Origin of the sequence: Legionella jamestowniensis (assembly GCF_001467745.1) — a bacterium.
Lineage (GTDB): Bacteria > Pseudomonadota > Gammaproteobacteria > Legionellales > Legionellaceae > Tatlockia > Tatlockia jamestowniensis.
Genome location: NZ_LNYG01000013.1, coordinates 740,629 through 759,767, shown reverse-complemented (window position 1 = coordinate 759,767; position 19,139 = coordinate 740,629). Strand labels below are relative to the sequence as shown.

Here is a 19,139-nt window from a genome sequence, read left to right as displayed (position 1 = left end):
GATTTCTTGATATCTGTCGACAGAAAATACATGTTCAGGTCATAGCCCGAAGGCTGATGCCAGGCAATTCAAGCTTAAAACGAATGACCAGAAAGGATATCACCCCGAGATGGGGAGACTAAATGCATTCATCAGTTAAAACACTTGATGAAGTGCTACTAAGACAGGGTGTTTAAGATGCTAGATAGAGCGAGCGTAGTCGATGAACAATTCATTAGCCGAATAAAAGAAGGTAATTTTCCTCTCTTGCGCACGGCAACCAGACCTATAGAAGTGGGACTGGATAAAAAAACGGTCATAGAGTTATTTGATTCACAGATTAAATCCCGATTGTTAGACCTTATTGCCCGGCAATTGAAAGAAAAAGGTTTGTCTTACTACACGATTGGTAGTAGCGGTCATGAAGGCAACGCTGTCTTTGGTAAAATTTTTAGAACTAGCGATATGGCCTTTTTACATTATCGCAGTGGGGCTTTTTACGTACAGCGTGCAAAACAACTCTCGAGCACTGACGGTGTGAGAGATATTTTATTATCTTTAGTGGCTGCTGCCGATGATCCCATTGCAGGGGGGCGCCATAAGGTTTTTGGAAGCGTCCCTTTAACTATTCCTCCCCAAACTTCAACCATTGCGTCTCATTTACCAAAAGCATTAGGGGCAGCATTGTCGATTACTCGAGCGAAAGAATTAGCAATTAACAGTAAATTGCCCGTTGATGCCGTTATTTTATGTTCTTTTGGCGATGCTTCAACTAATCATGCCAGTGCACAGACAACCTTGAATGCATGTGCCTGGATTGCCTCGCAACCCTACCCTTTACCTTTAATTTTAATTTGCGAAGACAATGGTATTGGAATTTCGGTTCCAACCCCTCAAAACTGGATAGAACACTCCATAAAAGAACGACCTGGTTTGCATTATATAAGTTGCGACGGATTAAATATTGCGGATATTTATGAGAAAACCCAGGAAGCTGAATATTTGGCCAGAATAAAAAAGCAACCTGTCTTTTTACACATGAAGTGTGTGCGTTTATTAGGACATGCCGGCTCTGATATTGAGTCACAATACAATACTCAAATTGAAATTGAGCAGCGGGAAGCGAATGATCCCTTACTGTATACTGCTGCGATTCTATACCGTGAAGGGTGGATGGGTTTAAAGGCCATGATTGATTTGTATCAGGATAATCGTGCTCTCATTGAAGCAAAAGCGACAGAAGCGATTCGTCTTCCTAAAATGAGTAGTGCAAGCGAAGTCATGTCTTCCATTTTGCCAAAAATTCGCAATAAGCGTGTTTATTTGCCTGCTGATGAAGTAAGGCGACAGAAAGTGTTTGGTAATAGCTATAATCAGCTCGGTATGAAACGTAACCTTTGTCAAAACATTAATTTCGCCTTAACGGATTTGATGATGCAATACCCTAACATGTTAGTGTTTGGGGAGGATGTAGGAAAAAAAGGGGGCGTCTATCGTGTGACTGCCGATTTACAAGCGCGTTTTGGCCAGCGAAGGGTATTTGATTCCCTGCTTGATGAAACAACAATCTTAGGCACTGCCATTGGGTTATCTCATAATGGCTTTTTACCGGTGCCGGAAATTCAGTTTTTAGCATATTTACATAATGCCGAGGATCAATTACGTGGCGAAGCCTCCACGCTATCTTTTTTCTCCAATGGTCAATATCAAAATCCAATGGTAATACGCATTGCTTCATTGGCGTATCAAAAAGGGTTCGGGGGTCATTTCCACAATGATAATTCCATTGCGGTGCTTCGTGACTTACCAGGGGTGTTAGTTGCCTGTCCTTCCAATGGGCCTGATGCGGCTATGATGCTTCGCACTTGCATGAAACTTGCGCATCAGGAAGGTCGTGTTGTTGTCTTTTTAGAACCTATCGCGCTTTATATGACGAAGGATTTACATGAGACAGGGGATAATGGTTGGCTTTTTGAATATCCATCCAATGATAAAACAGTTGAAGCTGGTGAAGTGGGGGTTCGTGGTGAGGGTGAGACAGTTATTTTAAGTTATGCCAATGGTTATTATTTATCATGCCAGGCCGCCAAAATTTTGAAAGAGCAACATAGCATCGATGTAAAACTTGTTGATTTACGTTGGCTAAATCCTTTACCTGCAGACGCGATCATTCGCGAAGTTGCAAAAGCAAAGCGTGTTTTAATCGTCGATGAGGGACGCCGGAGTGGTTCAGTGAGTGAAGGTTTAATGACCTTATTAATGGAGCAAGCACCAAACCGTCTGAAAATTAAACGGATTACCGGCGAGGATTGTTTTATACCATTGGGAACTGCCTGGCAATATTTATTACCTAGCCGAGATTCAATTATTGCAGCCGTTTTGGCATTGCATTCAGTGAAAAGGGAGAAGGAACGTGGACGATTTGTTATTTCTTGACGAACAATTGCACGATGACGAGCGCATGATTCGCGATAGCGTTTCGCGTTTTGTAAGTCAAGATGTAGTACCTTTAATGGCTGAGGCCTTCGAGCATGCCGAATTTCCTCGTCAATTAATCCAAAAATCAGCCGATTTGGGGCTGTTAGGTTTAACCCTGCCAGCTGAATACGGTGGGGCTGAGGCCTCTTATGTCGCTTATGGGTTGGTATGCCAGGAACTGGAGAGAGGGGATAGCGGTTTACGCAGCTTCGTGTCCGTGCAAAGTTCCCTTTGTATGTATCCTATTTTCCGTTACGGCAATGAAGAACAAAGAAAACGTTTATTGCCGGCAATGGCTGCGGGTAAAATCATTGGTTGTTTCGGCTTGACTGAACCTGATTCAGGTTCCGATCCGGCTAGTATGCGCACCAATGCCAAGAAGGTAAACGGTGGTTGGCGGTTGAATGGTTCTAAAATGTGGATTACCAATGCCCCCATCGCCGATGTGGCAATTGTGTGGGCTAAAACGGAAGCGGGCATACGTGGTTTTATTGTTGAAAAAGAATTCAAAGGTTTTAGTTGTCCTGAAATTAAACAAAAAATGTCCCTGCGTGCTTCAATTACGGGTGAATTAGTATTGGAAGATGTCTTTGTCCCCGATGAAAATTTACTGCCGGGCAGTGATAAAGGATTGGGGGCTGCGTTAAGTTGTTTAAGCCAAGCGCGTTATGGTATCGCCTGGGGCGCAATGGGAGCTGCCATGGCTTGTTTTGACATTACACGTGATTATTTACTTGAACGTAAACAATTCGAGAAGCCATTGGCCTCTTTTCAATTAATTCAGAAAGATTTGGCCATGATGTATACGGAAATTCTTAAAGCTCAGTGTCTAAACTTGCAGATTGGTCGCTTAAAAGATCAGCAACGTGAAACACCTGTCATGATTTCTCTTGCTAAAGGGAATGCTTGTCGAGAGGCTTTAGAGATTGCTCGCAAATGCCGCAATTTATTGGGTGGAAATGGTATTAGTCTCGAGTATCATGTCATTCGGCACATGCTTAATCTGGAGTCAGTCTTTACCTACGAAGGTACTGATAATGTTCATACGCTTGTATTAGGACGACATATTACTGGGATTAATGCCTTCGGTTAAATTATAAAAAAACAGTTAAGAATATACCCTTAACTGTTTTTTTACCCTTAATTTAGTTTCTTCAAAGTAAAAATAGTTTCATCCATCTATAATTAATTTAGAGTAAATAAAGAAAAGAGATGAGTGATGAGTGATTTGGAAAAGGAAACGGTAGATACTTTAATTAAACCCGAATTGGATTTTGCAGATGAATTAGAATTGGAAGATTCTACGGATGAATTTAATCAGAATCAATTTCGTGGTGGTGATGAGGTTGATTTGTTAGGCGATGGTGTTCCTGGTTATCAAACCACAGGGGAAGATGGTGAGGAGGATGAAATTGCTGAGGAAACACATCCATCCCCCCACCCTTAGTAGAAATAAATTTATAATTTACTAGATTTTAGTGAAGAAAGCTGCTCTGCCACTGGTTTATCGTTTATGTCACGAATAATCGCGCTCCCTTTTTCTACCTCATAAGAAATACCTTTTAACGTATTGCTCAGCTCTCTTAGAAAATCACCCCGGCTTATTTCAGAATCTGCACCTGGCAGAGGGATAATTGCATCAACATGGTGCTGACCATCAGTTCGCAAATGGGCGGAAACGTTTGGTCCAAGCAATTGCTTAAGAATACTTGCTGTCGATGTATCAACTTCTTCAGCCACATAATTGTAGCAATTTTTGCTGATAGCTTCTTTTATTTGCGTATCTATTTCTTCGATTTTTGTATCGGTGCTTACATCGAGAATAGAAACACCTAACGGGAAGCAGTTTTCATAGCCACGTTTCTCATAATCCCTCACAAGCTCTTTATGGGCTTCTGTTTCATAATTAGGATTATGGAGATGAAACCACAAGTACTGGTCAGCATGCCCTGAGTCATAATGGGCAATCATTTCTTGTAAAACATTATGTCCAAATCCCGTGACAAGAATAACTCCCCCATCTGCTTCTTCCGCTGTTTCAATGGTTCCTTGAGTCAGCATTTGATTTCTTTTTTTAGAATTTAAGCCATACTCCATTTGCTTTTCGACGGGCATATCAATGGCTTTAAAACGAAGTCCTTTTTCTTCAATTTCCAGGAAAAGCTGCTGTTTACTTGCCACGCTACGTAACTTTTCAACTTCTATCTGAAAATTGGATTGCTTAAAATCCATTGACGAAACCTTTGAAGATTGCAACATGATTGCCATACGCATTTGTTGTATTACTGCTGCTAACGCTAATCCTTTAGGAAGTTCAAAGCAAATTTTGGTATAACCTACTTCTCTTAGATAATCGAGATTCCTTATTAAAAAGTCAGTTACAGAACGATCGGCATGGCTTTCAAAGAGAACCAAAGGAGGTAGTTTATATTTACTCATAATAAAAACTCATCACATCTACATAGTTTAATTTTAATACTAAAAGATTAAGGATTAATTAATTTGCGGGTTGATTTGCTTTTAAATTATTCTGTTTGTGTTATTTATTATTGAGTGGTATTATTTATGATCATTTGCTTGCGTAATCTTTATTATGAAAAAACTTCTATTGTCCATGCTCACGTTAGGGATTTTTTTTGTCGCCGTCGTTTATGCAACCCCTGAAAAAATTCCATTTAGCCCTTATGCTGATATAACAATCAATATTCATTGGGAACCAGAAACTCAAAGTATGGAGCCGATGGATTTAACAGCTATTGCAGTCGCCAATGGTATAAAAGGCTATCATTTGGCATTTATTACGGATAGTGGTACTTGTCAGCCAGCATGGGGTGGACAAGCTACTTATAGTACCGATAGTCAATGGGGTAAACGTTTAACAGACAAGTTGGTGCAAAATGGTATTGATATTGCCGTTTCTTTTGGTGGCGCTAATGGTACTGACATTTCATCCAATTGTGATCAAAAACAGCTAGTCACTATATTCGAACAAGTAACCGCTACTTATCAAGCTAAAAGCTTGGATTTTGATATTGAAAATGGAACGACGGACATTAACAAGCTTATGGCTGCATTAAACGTGTTTCAACAAAAATATCCAAAAATTCAAATAAGCTTTACTTTACCTACCATGCCCGAAGGATTAACCTCTCAGGGAAAAGAAATACTGGAAGCAGCAAAAAAAGCCAAACTTAATTATCAAGTTAACATCATGGCTATGGATTATGGTCCTGCTTACAGTGAGGATATGGGAAATTACGCTATTTCTGCAGCAATAGCATTACATGAGCTATTGCAAACCATGTACCCAGAAGCACAAGCAGAAGCCTTATGGCAAAAAATCATCGTCACACCGATGATTGGCGTGAACGATGTAAACACAGAACAATTTACGTTAGCAAACGTCGACGCTTTGCTCCAATTTGCCCAAAGCAAAAAACTGGGCGGCTTATCCATGTGGTCTATCGGCAGAGATAAACCCTGCGCTGATAAATGGGCAAGCCCAGTATGCAGTGGTAATAATTTACAAACCAAAGATTACGAATTCACCCAACATTTCTTAGGTGTAAACATTAAAGAGTCTCAGAAACCTTAAATTATGCTATGATCTATTGTTATCAGTTTTAAATTGATAACAATAGATCTGACAAGATTGAGGTAACTATTTTCTCAAAAAAGACTCAAATTCTTGTTATTTCCCTTAAGACAAGTTATTATTCGCATCCAATCGGGGCGTAGCGCAGCCTGGTAGCGTACTAGCATGGGGTGCTAGTGGTCGAAGGTTCAAATCCTTCCGTCCCGACCAGTCTCATCAAGGGTTATAACGAATCCACATCCCCTAGCATGAATTCTTGGCTACACTTCTGGCTACACTTTCAAAATTTTCCATAGGCTAGTGTGTAAAAAAAATAGCTCCTCAATTCAATTGCCACTTTCATCTATTGAATTTATAATCGGCACTCTGCTAAAAAATAATTTTGAACAAGGAGATGTGATGAAAGAATTTTATATTAATAGAATCGATGCAGAAGAAGATAAAGATGAGTATATGCCTTGGTAACTAAAGAAGAGAAAAAGTATTCCATCTGATATTTTGCTGTAGAAGTAGTATGAAATTAATCTTAAACAATGATGTGTTTGCAGTAATCGATGATTTCTTAGAGCCATCCCCTTTTGAAAAAATTTGGAATTTTATTCAAACTGAAAAATTTAAGTTTGTTCATTCTTCTAGATGGATAAATGCTTTTAGTCTCGAGGATGGCGCTCCTCTGTGGGGTAACGTTACTATTTCTCATTCAAGGCCTGAACCCTGCACTACAGAGCAAATTTACCCTACCGATACAACAATTGATTTATTTATACAGGCACTAATTGTGGGCTCTGCGGAGTTTTCTCATTTAATAGGGTTTAAAGATAGAGATTGGGACTTTTTCTATGCTAGGCCCTACCTTTACCCAAGGGGTTCAGGACTTTCTTGGCATACCGACGGAAAATATAAAATCTCAGGCGCGTATGTTTATTACTGTCATCCTAATTGGGATATGAATTGGGGAGCCGAATTATTAATTAATCCTATACACCAGCAAGAATTTGAATATCCTGAAGTCTCTTTAATTAATAATGAGATGAAAAAAGCAGGGTTCCACCTTAATAGCTCAGAGTTGAATAACTATATTGGCGATGGAATAGGCTATTATATCGTACCGAAACCTAATCGATTGGTTATTTTTAAAAATAATATTTTGCATTGTATAAAAAAAGTAGAAAATGCAGCAGGAAATCATGTACGGGCATCGATAACTGGTTTTTTTATGAGTAATGACAAAATACAGGAAGTGAAAGGGGGGCTGAAAAGACCATTCATTTATAATTATTAGTTTGAGCCCCACCAAATTATAGACAACCCCCAATCTTAATATGCTTGGAATTAAGAAATGAATTTAGTGCACGAAATATCCCCTACACAGGCTCAAGAAAAAGTAAATTTTGTTATTTTGATACCTCATACGGATGAAGTTACTTTATATAACCCTATACTTAGGGAAGAAGATGTTCCTTATAATGAACAACCAAGTCATTATCAATTTAAAAAATGGTCTGCTTGGTGTTCTGCTCATTTCTCCTCTTATTACTACTTTGTTAAGTATAAAAATGCTCTCTTAAGATGTAAGCAATTTTTGTATGATTTTGGGCCTTTATCAACATTAGATCATGCTGCTTTATACGATCATTGGGTTTGGGAAATGAAACCCCACGTTTTGAATCAGGAAAGTATTTGTTGGATTGGTTATGATTATTCGAAATCTAAAACGTTAAGTTTTTTATCCCATGGAACTAATATTGAACTTCGTTTACTTGAAGGAAATTTGAAGGATGAGGAGTTCTTAGATCTTTGTAAATTTTTTTCTCCTCTTTCATCATCAAGTGAAATCTTAGAAAAGAGCTTTTTTGAACTATCGTATTGGTCACGCTACAACAACTGCGTAGAAAATGCGTGCATTAATAGAAATGAATATAAACCACCTTCAAGTTTATGGAATTTAAGATGGCCAATGCATAATATCCTTAGAAGTAGCAGGCCGGATTCCTATACTAAGTATTTAAACCATCTTAACTTAGACTTTATTCCAGATAGCCAAATTATTTATGGTAATGAAAATCAAGTAGAAGAAATTCAATTTGTTATGTTTCCGAAGAATGAAAAGAAAAACCAAATTGCATGGTTTCGTGTTTTCAATAAAGCCTCTTTCCCAATAAAGAAGCCAGCACTTTCTAGATTGCCAAATATGAATTCATTTAGTGGATACAGTAATTTTAATTTAACTGTCCTAAACCCGAAGAGTGATATGATTTCCAGCAATATATACATTGCCAGTGTTAATAATTGTTATGGGCCACATGATGCTCTGTGGTGGGATAATGAAAATACTTATTTACTACAGCTAAGCGCTAGTGCTAATAACTCTATAGAGTATTTTAAGGGAATTTTTTGTCAACTTATGGATGACAAACGATCAATGGACTCATGCACTTTTAGTATGGATATATTAAGCTAGCACCAAAAGCTACCAGTAAAGCTCCAATCCACTGATATTGGGAAATCTTTTCACCAATAAAATAAGCAAATATTTGCGCAAATACCACTGAGGTATTACGAAGAGTAAGGGCTAGACCAGCTTCAGCATGACGCAATCCAATTAAAAATAGCAAGAAAGATAATGCACTTATAATTCCTCCTAGAGAAGTCATTTTCCAATTGGATTTAACTTGTTCTTTGAATATTTGTCTTTGTTTTTTCTTCATCAAAAGAAAAACACAAGGCAAAGCAATCCATAAAGCTGCAGAAAAGAGCGCAGCTGGGTTTGCACCATATGCTAAAGAACGACCGTAGCATAAATGATAACCAGCAATGCAGATGCCACATAGAACAGGAAATAACAGTTGTCTTGATTGATCAGGGTTAAAAGTTTGGCTTGTTAGTATCAATCCAAAAAGAACAGAGGATACACCAATGACACTAAATAAATTTATATTTTCACCAAGGAAGCATGCTGAGATAAACCAGACAATTACCATGGCGCTACCTCGCATAATAATGTAGGCTTTCCCAAGCGAAGACTGACTAAAACTGATAGCTAATGTGATTATATAGCCTCCTTCAAATAAACCGGAGGTTAGTGCCCATAAAAAGGAATCAGATGTTTCAAACAATGGACCAGAGAAAAGAGGAATAAATAGAAGCGAGAATACAGTTGCAAAACTCATAATTCCCAATACTTCGTAATAGGGAGTTGAATTGCGTTTGGCAAATGTATTCCATGTTGCATGGAGTATTGCGGATAAAATTATAAATACACCAGAACCCATTTCAGTTCATTTTGAGTTAAATAATCGATTATTGTAACATTGAATCAACGGGCTATAATACTTGTTTAAAACCTAATAGAAGTTTCAAAGTGGTTTTAGAGTTTAAACTAGTAGAAAAGAAGCCCCAAAGAGGGGCTTAATAGCTTGAAAAAATATATGCCTGTCCACCAAACTCTACCGAACAATAATCACTAATAAAAAGATCACGAGCAAAAGCTTCATAATCAAAATAGCAGATCAAACTATCCGGCAATTGATGGGCATAACAGTCATCAAATAACTGCCTGGAAAAATCAACCTCTGAATCATAACAACCTTGGTAATGCTCCTCCAACATAGTTTGTGCATCATCTATCGAATAGTCAGAGAGAAGAGCTAAACCCAGCTCCCCGTGTTCTTGGATAAATGAGGTGTACTCCACAATATTGCATATTGATTCGTACTCATGGATTTTGATGCTGCCGAATCCTTCATAATCATGTATGGCATATTCTTCAGCATTGGGTTCAGGGCTGTTATCCAGCATTTCCCAGATTTCTTCTATGATGTCATCTTCGCTTTGCGTGGCATCTATCCAAACACCATACAATATGGAGTTATTGTAAGAGGCTAAACAGGCAACGTAGATTGAAGGGGTGTCCATGGGATTATCTCCTTGTGTTAAGGGGGCAATCCCACACAGGAGCTTGCTCCCGTGGTAGGGTATGATCAAAACGGTAGTTCTTCTGAATCGGGTTGCAGTATTTCTCGCATCTGAGCCATGTGCTGTTCTGCGGTTTTGCTGCTTGATTCATCAGTAGATTTGGGTGTGCTGAGTAGCTGAATATGGCTGACAACAATGCTTAAGGCTTGACGCGCTTTACCTTCATTGTCAGTCCATTGATTAGAACGTAGTTTGCCTTCAAGGTATACTTGCGCCCCTTTCTTTAAATATTCAGTCACTTTAGTCAGCTTTCCAAAAAGCACTAGCTGATACCATTCCACTCTGGTTTGCCATTCATCATTCTGTTTGAATGACTCATTGGTTGCTAAAGTGGCTGTGACAAAAGATTGTCCGTCTTTTCCGGTGATGCTTTTAGGATCAGCCCCTAAATTGCCGATTAATTGAACGCGGTTTAAAGATGCAGTCATTGTATTCTCCTGTTATTTGTTAAATGTGAGCGCATAACAGAAAAACATCCGCATAGGCAGATGGTTTTCTGTTATGCAGATAAGACTTAAATCGTTTCAATCAACAAGCGATTCGTTGAGTATCAAACAGTTTGACAAAAGAAATCAGAGATTCCAGTTTGTGCATACTTAACTCTGCTTGCTGAATATCATGGGGATTGATTTGCAGTCGGTGGCGACTTAAATCATTGACACAACAATTCAGCTCAAACAGCAAATGTTCGATCTCAAATTGTGCTGGTTCCAGTTGTTGCATTATAGGCTCCTTGGAAATAGGGAGGATTAGCCCCAAAGGGACTATTAATCCCAATTGGGTTATGCAAAAAGATCACCGAAACATCGGTTGATTTACCTGGTTATTAATGATGATGTGCTCGAAGCACTCCTCGGGCGCAAGGCCGTAAAGACAACTCCTGATGGGGTTTCCCTGCTAAACGCTTTGCCATGGAATTAGGGAACAAGATGGCATATCACAAGACCTGTAGGTTTCGTCAGAATCGCACTGACTCTTCAGTTGTGTTGCTTTTAGATTATCAAGCCAGAACTGGAAATCAAGCGCTTTTTCCAAATGATAGTAAATGAACTTATTTGAAAATTTATTAATACACAGTTTTCTGATAAGTGATACAATTCAAAGATTAGCTCCCCGTTATTTGAGTATTATTTAGATGATTAAAGCCTCCTCAAATGAGTTGCGTTTTTGTTTCAGACCAATGAATAAATCTCAACATGAACTTGTTCTGGCGTGGATTCATCAGCCACATATTAATGAATGGCTTCATGGTGATGGTCTAAGTAATACGATTAAAGACATTGATCAATTTTTAAGTGATGGGGAATCGTGGGCTACTCATTGGATAGCCTATGATAATGAAATCCCATTCGCTTATTTAATTACTTCTGAAATAGAGAAATCAGAAGAATATCTTGATGGTGCAGTTACTCTAGATTTATTCATTTGCAGATTGGATTATATCGGTAAGGGATTATCAGTATGGATGATTCATGAGTTTATTTTAAGTCAATTTTCTGATGCAAAAATAGTGCTTATTGATCCTGAGATCTCTAATGAGCGTGCGGTTCATGTTTATAAAAAGGTTGGTTTTGAAATTATTGGAGAATTTCTAGCTTCATGGCATCCAGTGCCACATTATAAAATGAAATTGTGTATTGAAAAGCTAAAAAAACAAAAAGTGTCAGCCTAAATAAATTTTGGTTATGGATACTCTGGAGTGGCCGAGGTCTCTACTTATAATTCCACGGGCTTCACGATCTATTGCTTTTTCTGATTGAGACAAATATTTAGATGATTTTCCACCCTCAATTGGACATTTTAATGACTGTTTATCTGGAGAAAGCTGACTCGTGATTTCATGATATCTTTTTTGAGCATAGGCATGACGCAGACCATGGCACTTTTTAAGTCCCAGCTTTTCTGTTTCAGTTTGGTATTGCCTTAAATATTGTTTATAGGTTTTGCCTTTGGGGATCAATGATCGACCATGAGGTACTTGCTTAATCGCTTTTTCTAGCCATTCTTTTTGTTCATCGTTGGTGATATCTATGGATCTCCCAATACCGCCTTTTGTCCAGCTGGATTTTAATATTAGACGGTCCCCTCTCCAAGCATCACTGATAACTAATTTCATTGACTCTTCACGGCGTAAACCAAAGAGGCATTGGGCCTCAAGAGATAGACGTATCATTGGATTTTCGCATTTTGAGAAATCTACGTTAGTGATGGCTTTGTTATGTGTTGGCACATAATTCCGCTTGTCAATTTGATAATGATCATTGCTCGGCTTGATCAATTCTGGTTTATTGAGCCAGATAGATAACTTCCTTAGTTTAGACATGTAATTTTTGATAGTAGCGGGGTTTTTACCCAGTTTTTTCCAGTGCTCTACTAACACATAAATGTGTTTTGATTTTAGCCCTTTAACATGAGCAACCATAAAACCCTGGTCATGTAGATCCTTAATGCAGCGATTTAAGATATGGCGTGTGTCGGCTTTGCTGGCATGGGAATATACGCCTAACTCTTTGACACATTCATTGATCGAAAATAATGCGCTTTTCAGCTTTGATTTACTCATGGAGGTATGCCCATAGTGTGTTGCGGGATTTTATTCCCAGTTCATCATGTAATACTAAACAGGTTTGGTAGTTGCCCAGAATCGGTAGTAAGTATTCGTACATCTGTCTTGCATATAAATAACGCCAGGATTTTTTTATTGGGATGCTGTGGTCTACCAGTGCATGATTCCAATCTAGCTTGATGCGTTTGTAGCTAAAAAAATGTACCAGGCTTTGCCTATTGGTTAGTTGTTCTAAATCAGACAGAATATTTTTTTGGATTTCATTTCTGATAGGAATGGTTCTATCCACCGAGTTAAAAGTGATCTCGCGTGTGAGCGAGAGTTTATGTTCTTTAATATGGATACCTGGCCTAATATGTATTGCTTCACTAAAAGTTAGGCCAAATTGTGTTTGCAGTGCCATGATGATACGTGGTGTCCTATCAGAGAATGATTCCCAGAGGTTAGGTTGCCATTTTAATCGTTGGCGTTTTGGCTTTTTTCTTTGCAATTGCAAGGATTTGTTATCAATATTGAGTATTTGACAATCAATATCCTGTAAATAATTTCTGATAATTGTCATGTAACGCATAATCGTGGCGTCTTTGACACGGTCTTTTTTCCAATATTCAACCAGCTTTTGAATATGCTCTGATTTCATGACTTGCCATGAGGTAGGCACATCACCAATGCAAAATAAATCATCAATCATTTTTTGTATGACGTAAGCACGCTTTTTCTTTTCTTGATAGCTGCCTCGGTTATCAAGCTGAAAGTACCGATTAGCAGTTTGTCTTAAGGAATATTGTCTCATCATCCAATCCGAAAATTCATTTGCCCTGTTTCTGGTTTAGTGTTGGTCGAGCGGCTCACTCAAAAATGAAACCTGGCAAAAGCCATAAAGCTCGAAGTTGGGGGGCAAAACAATCGTTATAAGGCAAACGATCTCGCCGATTATTACAGTTTTTCTAGTGGTTATTTCTCCTTATTTTGCTGATTAATAAAAACGACAAGACAATGGGCCTTGTCACAAGTCCATGGTCAAATTGAAATAAATTGACTTAAACTCCCGAGGGAGTTGCCCTGCCGGATGGCAGAGATTCCTAGATGGTTTTCCCGACTGAACGTCTAGCCACAGAGTTAGGGAATGAAGTGGCTTTGCACAAGACGTTGGATACGTTTCGCTGGAATCACACCAGCTCTTCAGTTGTGCTTCATTAAAAAGTACCAAAGCGGTGCTTGCTGCGCAAGGGTTTGAAGAAGAGAATTTTGTCCTGACGCCAGACGGGCGCCAGGACAAAATGCGCTAATGTTTTGATTTTACCCGGTAAAATCAAGGTTGGTTTTCTGCGTCACTGCACAAAATTGCAGTGACGCAGAACAGAGGAGTAGAATACGATGCATTAATGATTGGGTTATATATTGTCAAAGGATACTCTGAATCAGACTTACGTTCATTGCCCCTCAAAAATTTGTTTTGTGTAGTCTAAACTTGGAGGGATTATATGTATGCAGAAGAAGGATTAATATTAATTTTATAGAACTGGGGAACATGAAAATTTTTATTGGAATATCAAAAAAATAAGGGGGCATGACTCACATGAAGCATATCAGACTGTCTAAAATAGAAAAAATGAGCTTTTTTAAGGTTGTTCTTATTGTTATTTTTTTCTTCACAGCAATAAACGCCTATGCAGGCAAGGAATCCTATCATATTAAATATCATAAAGATTCCAAAATAAAAAATGTATCTTTATCCAATATCGAGATATTAATAGAGTTCCATCGTAATGGAAATTCAATTGGGAGAATTACTACAAAAACAAGTAATACTCAAGATATTAAGATAGACAACACTTATGGAAAAAATTTGATTATTCATATCCTATCAATGAATATTGATGGAAAAAGGATAAGATGCTGGGGTGTATCAACACGTAAAACAAATACGATTGAGATTCAGTGTGATAAAGTTGTTTCATTGAAGAAGATGGAAGAAGAAACTAAGCCCTCTGATTCAATTAATTGAGAAAGGGATGCGACAATCAATAATTCTCCTCAGTTCTTTTGATTATGTCTTTTGGTTTTAAAACCCCATGACTTAGAAAGAATAAAAAAATCCAGGATTGCTGAGCTAAAATACTGACTATTGACACAGAGAATCATGTAGCATGACACTATAAAGCACTCAAATTATCAGAAAAGAAACCAAAATGACCAATAAAATTCGCGGTAAAGTAAAATGGTTTAATGAAGGCAAGGGCTTTGGCTTTATTGAAAGTAGTGGCAAGGATTATTTTGTCCATTTCAGTGCTATACAAAGTAGCGGTTTTAAAACCCTTCCCGAAGGGGCAACCGTTCTATTTAAAGTAGGCAAAGGACAAAAAGGGCCGCAAGCAGAGGACGTTGAACTCGTTAAATAATTAAATAACCAAATCAAGGAGGAAGGAAGGTGAACAAACGAATTGCTTTAGTAACGGGAGGAACTGGTGGCATTGGAACAGCCATATGTCAAGAAATGCAAAACCTCAATTATCAAGTGATTGCTTGCTACTTCAAACATGGCCATCACGAATTAGCAAGAGAATGGCAGAAAAAACAATCCATGCAAGGATTTGATATCGACATTGCCTATGCGGATATTTCTTCCTTCAATGATTGTGAAAAATTAACGGATTTGGTGATAGAGAAGTACGGCAAAATTGACGTTCTAGTTAATAATGCAGGCATTACTCATGATGCCAGCTTGAAAAAAATGACACCGGAACAATGGCAAGAAGTCATTAATGCTAATTTAAATAGCGTTTTTAATATGACGAAAACCGTATTATCCAACATGCTGGATAATGGTTATGGGCGTATTATCACAATCTCCTCCATTAATGGGCGCAAAGGGCAGTTCGGACAATGTAATTATGCCGCCAGTAAATCGGCGTTATATGGTTTTACCAAAAGCCTGGCGCAAGAAGTCGCAAAGAAAGGAATTACCGTGAACACGGTCTCCCCTGGCTACATTAATACGGAGATGCTTGCCGCGATGAGGGATGATGTTTTAGAAGCCATTGTCGCTCAAATTCCTGTGGGGCGATTAGGCAAACCTCAGGAAATTGCTCGGGTCGTTGCTTTTCTTGCTGATGAACAAAGTGGCTTTATCACGGGTGCTAACTTTGATATCAATGGTGGACAATACATGTAATTACTAAATGACCAAGAATACTTTTAAAGAAAAAATGACTTTTGGTTTATTAGCCCTTAATATTGTAGCCGCTATCCACATAAAGAGTCTGACCAGTGATGGAGGCGGCTTTATCGGATACCAAAAATGAGGCTGTTTCACCAATGTCCTCTATTGTAACCAGTTGATGCAAGGGCGCTTCCTTTGCTGCCTGTTCCATCAGCGTATCAAAATCAGCTAAACCTGAGGCTGCACGAGTGCTTATTGGCCCTGGAGAAATGGCATTGACTCGAATCTTTTTACTGCCAAGTTCCATGGCGAGATAGCGTACTGAGGTTTCCAAAGCCGCTTTAACAGGCCCCATGAGATTGTAATTTTTGACCACTTTTTCGGCACCATAATAACTCATGGTTATGATACTCCCTCCATCGACCATCAGTGGTTCAGCGGCTTTTGCCAATCGGATGAGCGAATGACAAGAAATATCCATCGCCATCATGAAGCCGTCTTTCGAGCAATCGACAACACGACCTTGTAAATCAGTTTTTGGTGCAAAGGCAATCGCATGGATAACAAAATCAAGACGACCCCAGCGGTCTTTTATTTTCTGAAATAGGGCATCAAATTGTTCCTTATCCGTCACGTCCAAAGGCATAACAATAGGAGATGACACTTTTTCAGCCAAAGGCTGTACATAGCCCCTGGTTTTCTCATTTTGATAGGTGATTGCCAATTCGCTGCCCGCTTCATGCAATGCTTTAGTACAACCCCATGCGATGGAGTACTCATTGGCAATTCCAACAATCAATCCTTTTTTATTCTCCATCAGCTTTTACTCCCGTTTGACGCTCAAGAAGTGACATGGCATGAATTGCCATCATGCGCTCTTCGTTAGCTGTAACAACCCGTGTTTCAAAAGGTTTAAGAAATTTCAAATGACGCAAGATAGTGTTTCGCACAAAGGCTGAGTTCTCACCAATACCGCCCGTAAACACGATGGCATCCATCCCACCCAGGGTTACTGCCATCATCCCCATGAATTGGGCAGCTTTAAGGCAGAAATAATCTAATGCAAATTGTGCCCTTGTATCCTCACTGTCTTGCAAGATTTTCACATCATTGCTTAAGCCTGATAAGCCAAGAAGTCCAGATTCATTATAAAGAAGACGCTCAACCTCATCGGTAGATAAGCCTAAATGACGCATCATAAACGTTACAGCGCCGGCATCAAGGTTCCCACAACGAGTTCCCATGGGTAATCCATCCAAGGCAGTCATGCCCATCGTCGTATCAATACTTACTCCATTACGCATCGCACACAAACTTGCTCCATTGCCAAGATGGGCCGCAATAAGCCGTCCCTCAACTAATGAAGGCTCATACCGCCGCAAGGTGTGAACAATCCATTCATACGATAATCCATGAAACCCATAACGACGAACACCTTGTTCCCTTATCTTTTGTGGCAATGCATACTCGGTGAACAAAGCCTTATGATGGGCATGAAACGCTGTATCAAAACAAGCAATTTGAAGTGCCTCTGGTTTCAGGGTACTGATGAATTCAATGGCTTTGAGATTATGGGGTTGGTGTAAAGGAGCCAATGGAGCTAATGCCCATAATTTCTGCATGACGTGTGGATTGACTATCACACTGTTTTTAAAGAGAGTCCCGCCATGGACAATGCGATGAGCAACTGCAGTCACCTGCCATTGTTCACTCAAAACCTCAATCCAGTTCAAAATAAGACGTAAGGCTTCTTCATGCGTACACTCATCAGAAAGGCTTTTTTTATCAACCTCTGTATTGCCGAGATTTGGTATTGCACCGATCGCTGTAAATGAAGGCTTGTTACCAATATCAGATACTTTCCCTTGAACCAACAGTTGTGGGTTTAATTGTCTTGAAAAAAGCTGAAATTTGACACTGGAAGAGCCTGCATTAATCACAAGGATACTGGCTTCTTGTACTTGGGTCATTTGATTCGTCCTTCCTTTCGAGCTGCCGCCAGTTTAACAGCCAGGGAGCAAGAGAAGAGCCTCGTTCTAAGTGAGTCGGCTCGGCTCACCAGAATGAATGGAACACGAGCACCCAAAACAATTCCGGCAGCATCCGCATGGCCTAAAAAAGTCAATTGCTTGGCCAAAATATTCCCGGACTCGATTTCAGGAACCAAAAGAATATCCGGATCGCCTGCCACAGAAGAAATAATCCCTTTTTCTTTGGCTGCCTCCTTGTTAATCGCATTATCAAAAGCCAAGGGACCGTCAAGAATGCCATCATTTATCTGTCCTCGGTCAGCCATTTTGCATAAAATAGAGGCATCGACAGTGGCTTGCATCTTAGGGTTGACGGTTTCGATGGCGGCAAGGATGGCTACTTTGGGCTTCTTGTCCTCGCCAAACAATACTCGCCAAAGATTAATGGCATTTTGGCAAATGTCCGCTTTGTCGGTGGCAGTAGGGGCAATATTAATCGCAGCATCTGTAATGATGAGTGGTTTGTGGTACGAAGGGATATCCATGACGTAGGCGTGACTCACACGATGTTGCGTGCGTAAGCCCGAGGCGGTGGGTACAATAGCCCCCATTAATTCATGAGTGCTTAATGAGCCTTTCATGATGGCATCAATCTCGCCGGAAGCTGCCAATTCGGCAGCCTTGCTTGCTGCGGCATCGCTGTGTTCTGTATCAATCGTTTCCCACTGTGATAAATCAATACTTGCTTCCAAAGCTGCAGTTTTCATCTTGACCAAAGGGCCAATTAAAATGGGAATAATGAGTCCTGCGTTTACCGCATCGTTCACCGCTTCCATGACACTCATACTAACCGGATGCACAATGGCCGTGCGAACAGCGCCCATACAGCGACACGCTTTGATTATCGCCTCGAAGCGATCGTGGTTATGTATTTCTATAGACGGTAAATGAGTTCGTGCAACCCGTACTTTTTTCGTTGGCGCAAGCACGGTTGCTAAGCCCTCGATGACCGTTTCTCCGTGCTGATTCACACCCTTGCAATTAAAAATCACACGGGGCTTATTGGCACCCTTATCCTTGACGATGATGGTGATGGTGAGCGTATCCCCTAAACGCACTGGCTTTTTAAATTGAATGTCCTGTTTAAGATAAATGGTGCCTGGACCAGGTATAATAGTACCAAGAAGTGTTGAAATCAGCGAGCCAGACCACATGCCATGACCCACAATACCATGAAAAATATCGCTTTGGGCAAACACCGGATCCATATGAGCAGGATTCACATCACCCGACATGGCAGCAAATAAATTGATGTCGTCTTGAGTGAGTGTTTTACTTAGACTCGCCTGCCGGCCTACCGTAAGCTCATCAAAAGTCACATTCTCAAGAAACTCCTTGTCCATTTTTCTTCCC

The 19,139-nt window shown here is 39.6% G+C and carries 20 protein-coding genes and 1 tRNA gene; 11 read left to right on the top strand and 10 right to left on the bottom strand.

What is annotated here, in order from left to right; all coding sequences use genetic code 11:
* Window positions 1-177 precede the first annotated feature (177 nt).
* The 3 genes from Ljam_RS07745 (at window position 178) to Ljam_RS07735 (ending at window position 3,904) form a co-directional block, all read left to right on the top strand.
* Entirely contained in the window at window positions 178-2,415 is a 2,238-nt protein-coding gene (locus tag Ljam_RS07745; protein WP_058449480.1) for a thiamine pyrophosphate-dependent enzyme, read from the top strand.
* The gene (locus tag Ljam_RS07740) at window positions 2,393-3,550 is read left to right on the top strand and encodes an acyl-CoA dehydrogenase family protein (RefSeq protein WP_058449479.1); all 1,158 of its coding nucleotides are present in this window, start codon (window positions 2,393-2,395) and stop codon (window positions 3,548-3,550) included. The genes Ljam_RS07745 and Ljam_RS07740 overlap by 23 nt, the downstream gene beginning before the upstream one ends.
* Before the next feature lie 126 nt (window positions 3,551-3,676).
* The gene (locus Ljam_RS07735) at window positions 3,677-3,904 is read left to right on the top strand and encodes a hypothetical protein (protein WP_058449478.1); all 228 of its coding nucleotides are present in this window, start codon (window positions 3,677-3,679) and stop codon (window positions 3,902-3,904) included.
* A gap of 11 nt (window positions 3,905-3,915) precedes the next feature.
* On the opposite strand, the gene Ljam_RS07730 is transcribed toward Ljam_RS07735, so the two are convergent.
* Window positions 3,916-4,896, bottom strand: coding sequence for a hypothetical protein (locus Ljam_RS07730; protein ID WP_058449477.1), 981 nt, complete (start codon window positions 4,894-4,896; stop codon window positions 3,916-3,918).
* A 154-nt stretch (window positions 4,897-5,050) separates the two neighbouring features.
* Here Ljam_RS07730 and Ljam_RS07725 point away from each other — a divergent pair, with 154 nt between their 5' ends.
* The 4 genes from Ljam_RS07725 (at window position 5,051) to Ljam_RS07710 (ending at window position 8,513) form a co-directional block, all read left to right on the top strand.
* Complete coding sequence (locus Ljam_RS07725) at window positions 5,051-6,052, top strand: chitinase (RefSeq protein WP_058449476.1); 1,002 nt, start codon at window positions 5,051-5,053, stop codon at window positions 6,050-6,052.
* Between the two features lie 133 nt (window positions 6,053-6,185).
* Window positions 6,186-6,262: transfer RNA gene (locus tag Ljam_RS07720), tRNA-Pro, on the top strand.
* Window positions 6,263-6,566: 304 nt separating this feature from the next.
* Window positions 6,567-7,334: a 2OG-Fe(II) oxygenase gene (locus Ljam_RS07715; RefSeq protein WP_014842633.1), complete on the top strand. Its 768-nt coding sequence runs from the start codon at window positions 6,567-6,569 to the stop codon at window positions 7,332-7,334.
* Window positions 7,335-7,391: 57 nt separating this feature from the next.
* The gene (locus Ljam_RS07710; RefSeq protein WP_014842632.1) at window positions 7,392-8,513 is read left to right on the top strand and encodes a hypothetical protein; all 1,122 of its coding nucleotides are present in this window, start codon (window positions 7,392-7,394) and stop codon (window positions 8,511-8,513) included.
* Here the strand turns inward: Ljam_RS07710 and Ljam_RS07705 are convergent.
* From Ljam_RS07705 to Ljam_RS07690, 4 genes are all read right to left on the bottom strand, one after another.
* Window positions 8,491-9,324 carry an EamA family transporter gene (locus tag Ljam_RS07705; RefSeq protein WP_014842631.1) on the bottom strand — a complete coding sequence of 278 codons (834 nt, stop codon included), beginning with the start codon at window positions 9,322-9,324 and terminating at the stop codon, window positions 8,491-8,493. The genes Ljam_RS07710 and Ljam_RS07705 overlap by 23 nt on opposite strands.
* A 136-nt stretch (window positions 9,325-9,460) precedes the next feature.
* Entirely contained in the window at window positions 9,461-9,967 is a 507-nt protein-coding gene (locus Ljam_RS07700) for an antirestriction protein ArdA (RefSeq protein WP_014842630.1), read from the bottom strand.
* Between the two features lie 65 nt (window positions 9,968-10,032).
* Window positions 10,033-10,455, bottom strand: a complete 423-nt coding sequence (locus tag Ljam_RS07695; RefSeq protein ID WP_014842629.1) for a single-stranded DNA-binding protein — start codon at window positions 10,453-10,455, stop codon at window positions 10,033-10,035.
* Window positions 10,456-10,555: 100 nt separating this feature from the next.
* On the bottom strand, window positions 10,556-10,750 hold the full coding sequence (locus tag Ljam_RS07690) for a hypothetical protein (protein ID WP_014842628.1): 195 nt from the start codon (window positions 10,748-10,750) through the stop codon (window positions 10,556-10,558).
* Between the two features lie 412 nt (window positions 10,751-11,162).
* On the opposite strand from Ljam_RS07690, the gene Ljam_RS07685 reads away from it, so the two are divergent.
* Window positions 11,163-11,699 carry a GNAT family N-acetyltransferase gene (locus Ljam_RS07685; RefSeq protein WP_014842627.1) on the top strand — a complete coding sequence of 179 codons (537 nt, stop codon included), beginning with the start codon at window positions 11,163-11,165 and terminating at the stop codon, window positions 11,697-11,699.
* Here the strand turns inward: Ljam_RS07685 and Ljam_RS07680 are convergent.
* Both Ljam_RS07680 and Ljam_RS07675 read right to left on the bottom strand, forming a co-directional pair.
* Window positions 11,691-12,590, bottom strand: a complete 900-nt coding sequence (locus tag Ljam_RS07680; protein ID WP_014842626.1) for a phage integrase N-terminal domain-containing protein — start codon at window positions 12,588-12,590, stop codon at window positions 11,691-11,693. The genes Ljam_RS07685 and Ljam_RS07680 overlap by 9 nt on opposite strands.
* Complete coding sequence (locus tag Ljam_RS07675) at window positions 12,583-13,386, bottom strand: integrase (protein ID WP_014842625.1); 804 nt, start codon at window positions 13,384-13,386, stop codon at window positions 12,583-12,585. The genes Ljam_RS07680 and Ljam_RS07675 overlap by 8 nt, the downstream gene beginning before the upstream one ends.
* 786 nt (window positions 13,387-14,172) lie before the next feature.
* Between Ljam_RS07675 and Ljam_RS07670 the strand changes: the two genes are divergently transcribed.
* From Ljam_RS07670 to phbB, 3 genes are all read left to right on the top strand, one after another.
* The gene (locus Ljam_RS07670) at window positions 14,173-14,601 is read left to right on the top strand and encodes a hypothetical protein (RefSeq protein ID WP_014842624.1); all 429 of its coding nucleotides are present in this window, start codon (window positions 14,173-14,175) and stop codon (window positions 14,599-14,601) included.
* Between the two features lie 184 nt (window positions 14,602-14,785).
* Entirely contained in the window at window positions 14,786-14,995 is a 210-nt protein-coding gene (locus tag Ljam_RS07665) for a cold-shock protein (protein WP_010652810.1), read from the top strand.
* A gap of 29 nt (window positions 14,996-15,024) precedes the next feature.
* On the top strand, window positions 15,025-15,768 hold the full coding sequence (gene phbB, locus Ljam_RS07660; protein ID WP_014842623.1) for an acetoacetyl-CoA reductase: 744 nt from the start codon (window positions 15,025-15,027) through the stop codon (window positions 15,766-15,768).
* A 49-nt stretch (window positions 15,769-15,817) separates the two neighbouring features.
* On the opposite strand, the gene fabI is transcribed toward phbB, so the two are convergent.
* From fabI to Ljam_RS07645, 3 genes are read right to left on the bottom strand one after another with little or no spacing between them, the layout of a single operon-like run.
* Window positions 15,818-16,573 (bottom strand): enoyl-ACP reductase FabI, encoded by a 756-nt coding sequence (fabI, locus tag Ljam_RS07655; protein ID WP_014842622.1) that lies wholly within the window; start codon window positions 16,571-16,573, stop codon window positions 15,818-15,820.
* Window positions 16,563-17,726 (bottom strand): acetate/propionate family kinase, encoded by a 1,164-nt coding sequence (locus Ljam_RS07650; protein ID WP_014842621.1) that lies wholly within the window; start codon window positions 17,724-17,726, stop codon window positions 16,563-16,565. Before Ljam_RS07650 ends, fabI begins: the two co-directional genes overlap by 11 nt.
* The gene (locus Ljam_RS07645) at window positions 17,723-19,129 is read right to left on the bottom strand and encodes a bifunctional enoyl-CoA hydratase/phosphate acetyltransferase (protein ID WP_014842620.1); all 1,407 of its coding nucleotides are present in this window, start codon (window positions 19,127-19,129) and stop codon (window positions 17,723-17,725) included. The genes Ljam_RS07650 and Ljam_RS07645 overlap by 4 nt, the downstream gene beginning before the upstream one ends.
* Window positions 19,130-19,139: the final 10 nt, after the last annotated feature.

What these genes read in the sequence shown, in the direction of transcription:
- Ljam_RS07745 (WP_058449480.1), top strand. Translation starts at nt 178, where the DNA reads ATGCTAGATAGAGCGAGCGTAGTCGATGAACAATTCATTAGCCGAATA.
- Ljam_RS07735 (WP_058449478.1), top strand. Translation starts at nt 3,677, where the DNA reads ATGAGTGATTTGGAAAAGGAAACGGTAGATACTTTAATTAAACCCGAA.
- Ljam_RS07730 (WP_058449477.1), bottom strand. Translation starts at nt 4,896, where the DNA reads ATGAGTAAATATAAACTACCTCCTTTGGTTCTCTTTGAAAGCCATGCC.
- Ljam_RS07725 (WP_058449476.1), top strand. Translation starts at nt 5,051, where the DNA reads ATGAAAAAACTTCTATTGTCCATGCTCACGTTAGGGATTTTTTTTGTC.
- Ljam_RS07715 (WP_014842633.1), top strand. Translation starts at nt 6,567, where the DNA reads ATGAAATTAATCTTAAACAATGATGTGTTTGCAGTAATCGATGATTTC.
- Ljam_RS07710 (WP_014842632.1), top strand. Translation starts at nt 7,392, where the DNA reads ATGAATTTAGTGCACGAAATATCCCCTACACAGGCTCAAGAAAAAGTA.
- Ljam_RS07705 (WP_014842631.1), bottom strand. Translation starts at nt 9,324, where the DNA reads ATGGGTTCTGGTGTATTTATAATTTTATCCGCAATACTCCATGCAACA.
- Ljam_RS07700 (WP_014842630.1), bottom strand. Translation starts at nt 9,967, where the DNA reads ATGGACACCCCTTCAATCTACGTTGCCTGTTTAGCCTCTTACAATAAC.
- Ljam_RS07695 (WP_014842629.1), bottom strand. Translation starts at nt 10,455, where the DNA reads ATGACTGCATCTTTAAACCGCGTTCAATTAATCGGCAATTTAGGGGCT.
- Ljam_RS07690 (WP_014842628.1), bottom strand. Translation starts at nt 10,750, where the DNA reads ATGCAACAACTGGAACCAGCACAATTTGAGATCGAACATTTGCTGTTT.
- Ljam_RS07685 (WP_014842627.1), top strand. Translation starts at nt 11,163, where the DNA reads ATGATTAAAGCCTCCTCAAATGAGTTGCGTTTTTGTTTCAGACCAATG.
- Ljam_RS07680 (WP_014842626.1), bottom strand. Translation starts at nt 12,590, where the DNA reads ATGAGTAAATCAAAGCTGAAAAGCGCATTATTTTCGATCAATGAATGT.
- Ljam_RS07675 (WP_014842625.1), bottom strand. Translation starts at nt 13,386, where the DNA reads ATGAGACAATATTCCTTAAGACAAACTGCTAATCGGTACTTTCAGCTT.
- Ljam_RS07670 (WP_014842624.1), top strand. Translation starts at nt 14,173, where the DNA reads ATGAAGCATATCAGACTGTCTAAAATAGAAAAAATGAGCTTTTTTAAG.
- Ljam_RS07665 (WP_010652810.1), top strand. Translation starts at nt 14,786, where the DNA reads ATGACCAATAAAATTCGCGGTAAAGTAAAATGGTTTAATGAAGGCAAG.
- fabI (WP_014842622.1), bottom strand. Translation starts at nt 16,573, where the DNA reads ATGGAGAATAAAAAAGGATTGATTGTTGGAATTGCCAATGAGTACTCC.
- Ljam_RS07650 (WP_014842621.1), bottom strand. Translation starts at nt 17,726, where the DNA reads ATGACCCAAGTACAAGAAGCCAGTATCCTTGTGATTAATGCAGGCTCT.
- Ljam_RS07645 (WP_014842620.1), bottom strand. Translation starts at nt 19,129, where the DNA reads ATGGACAAGGAGTTTCTTGAGAATGTGACTTTTGATGAGCTTACGGTA.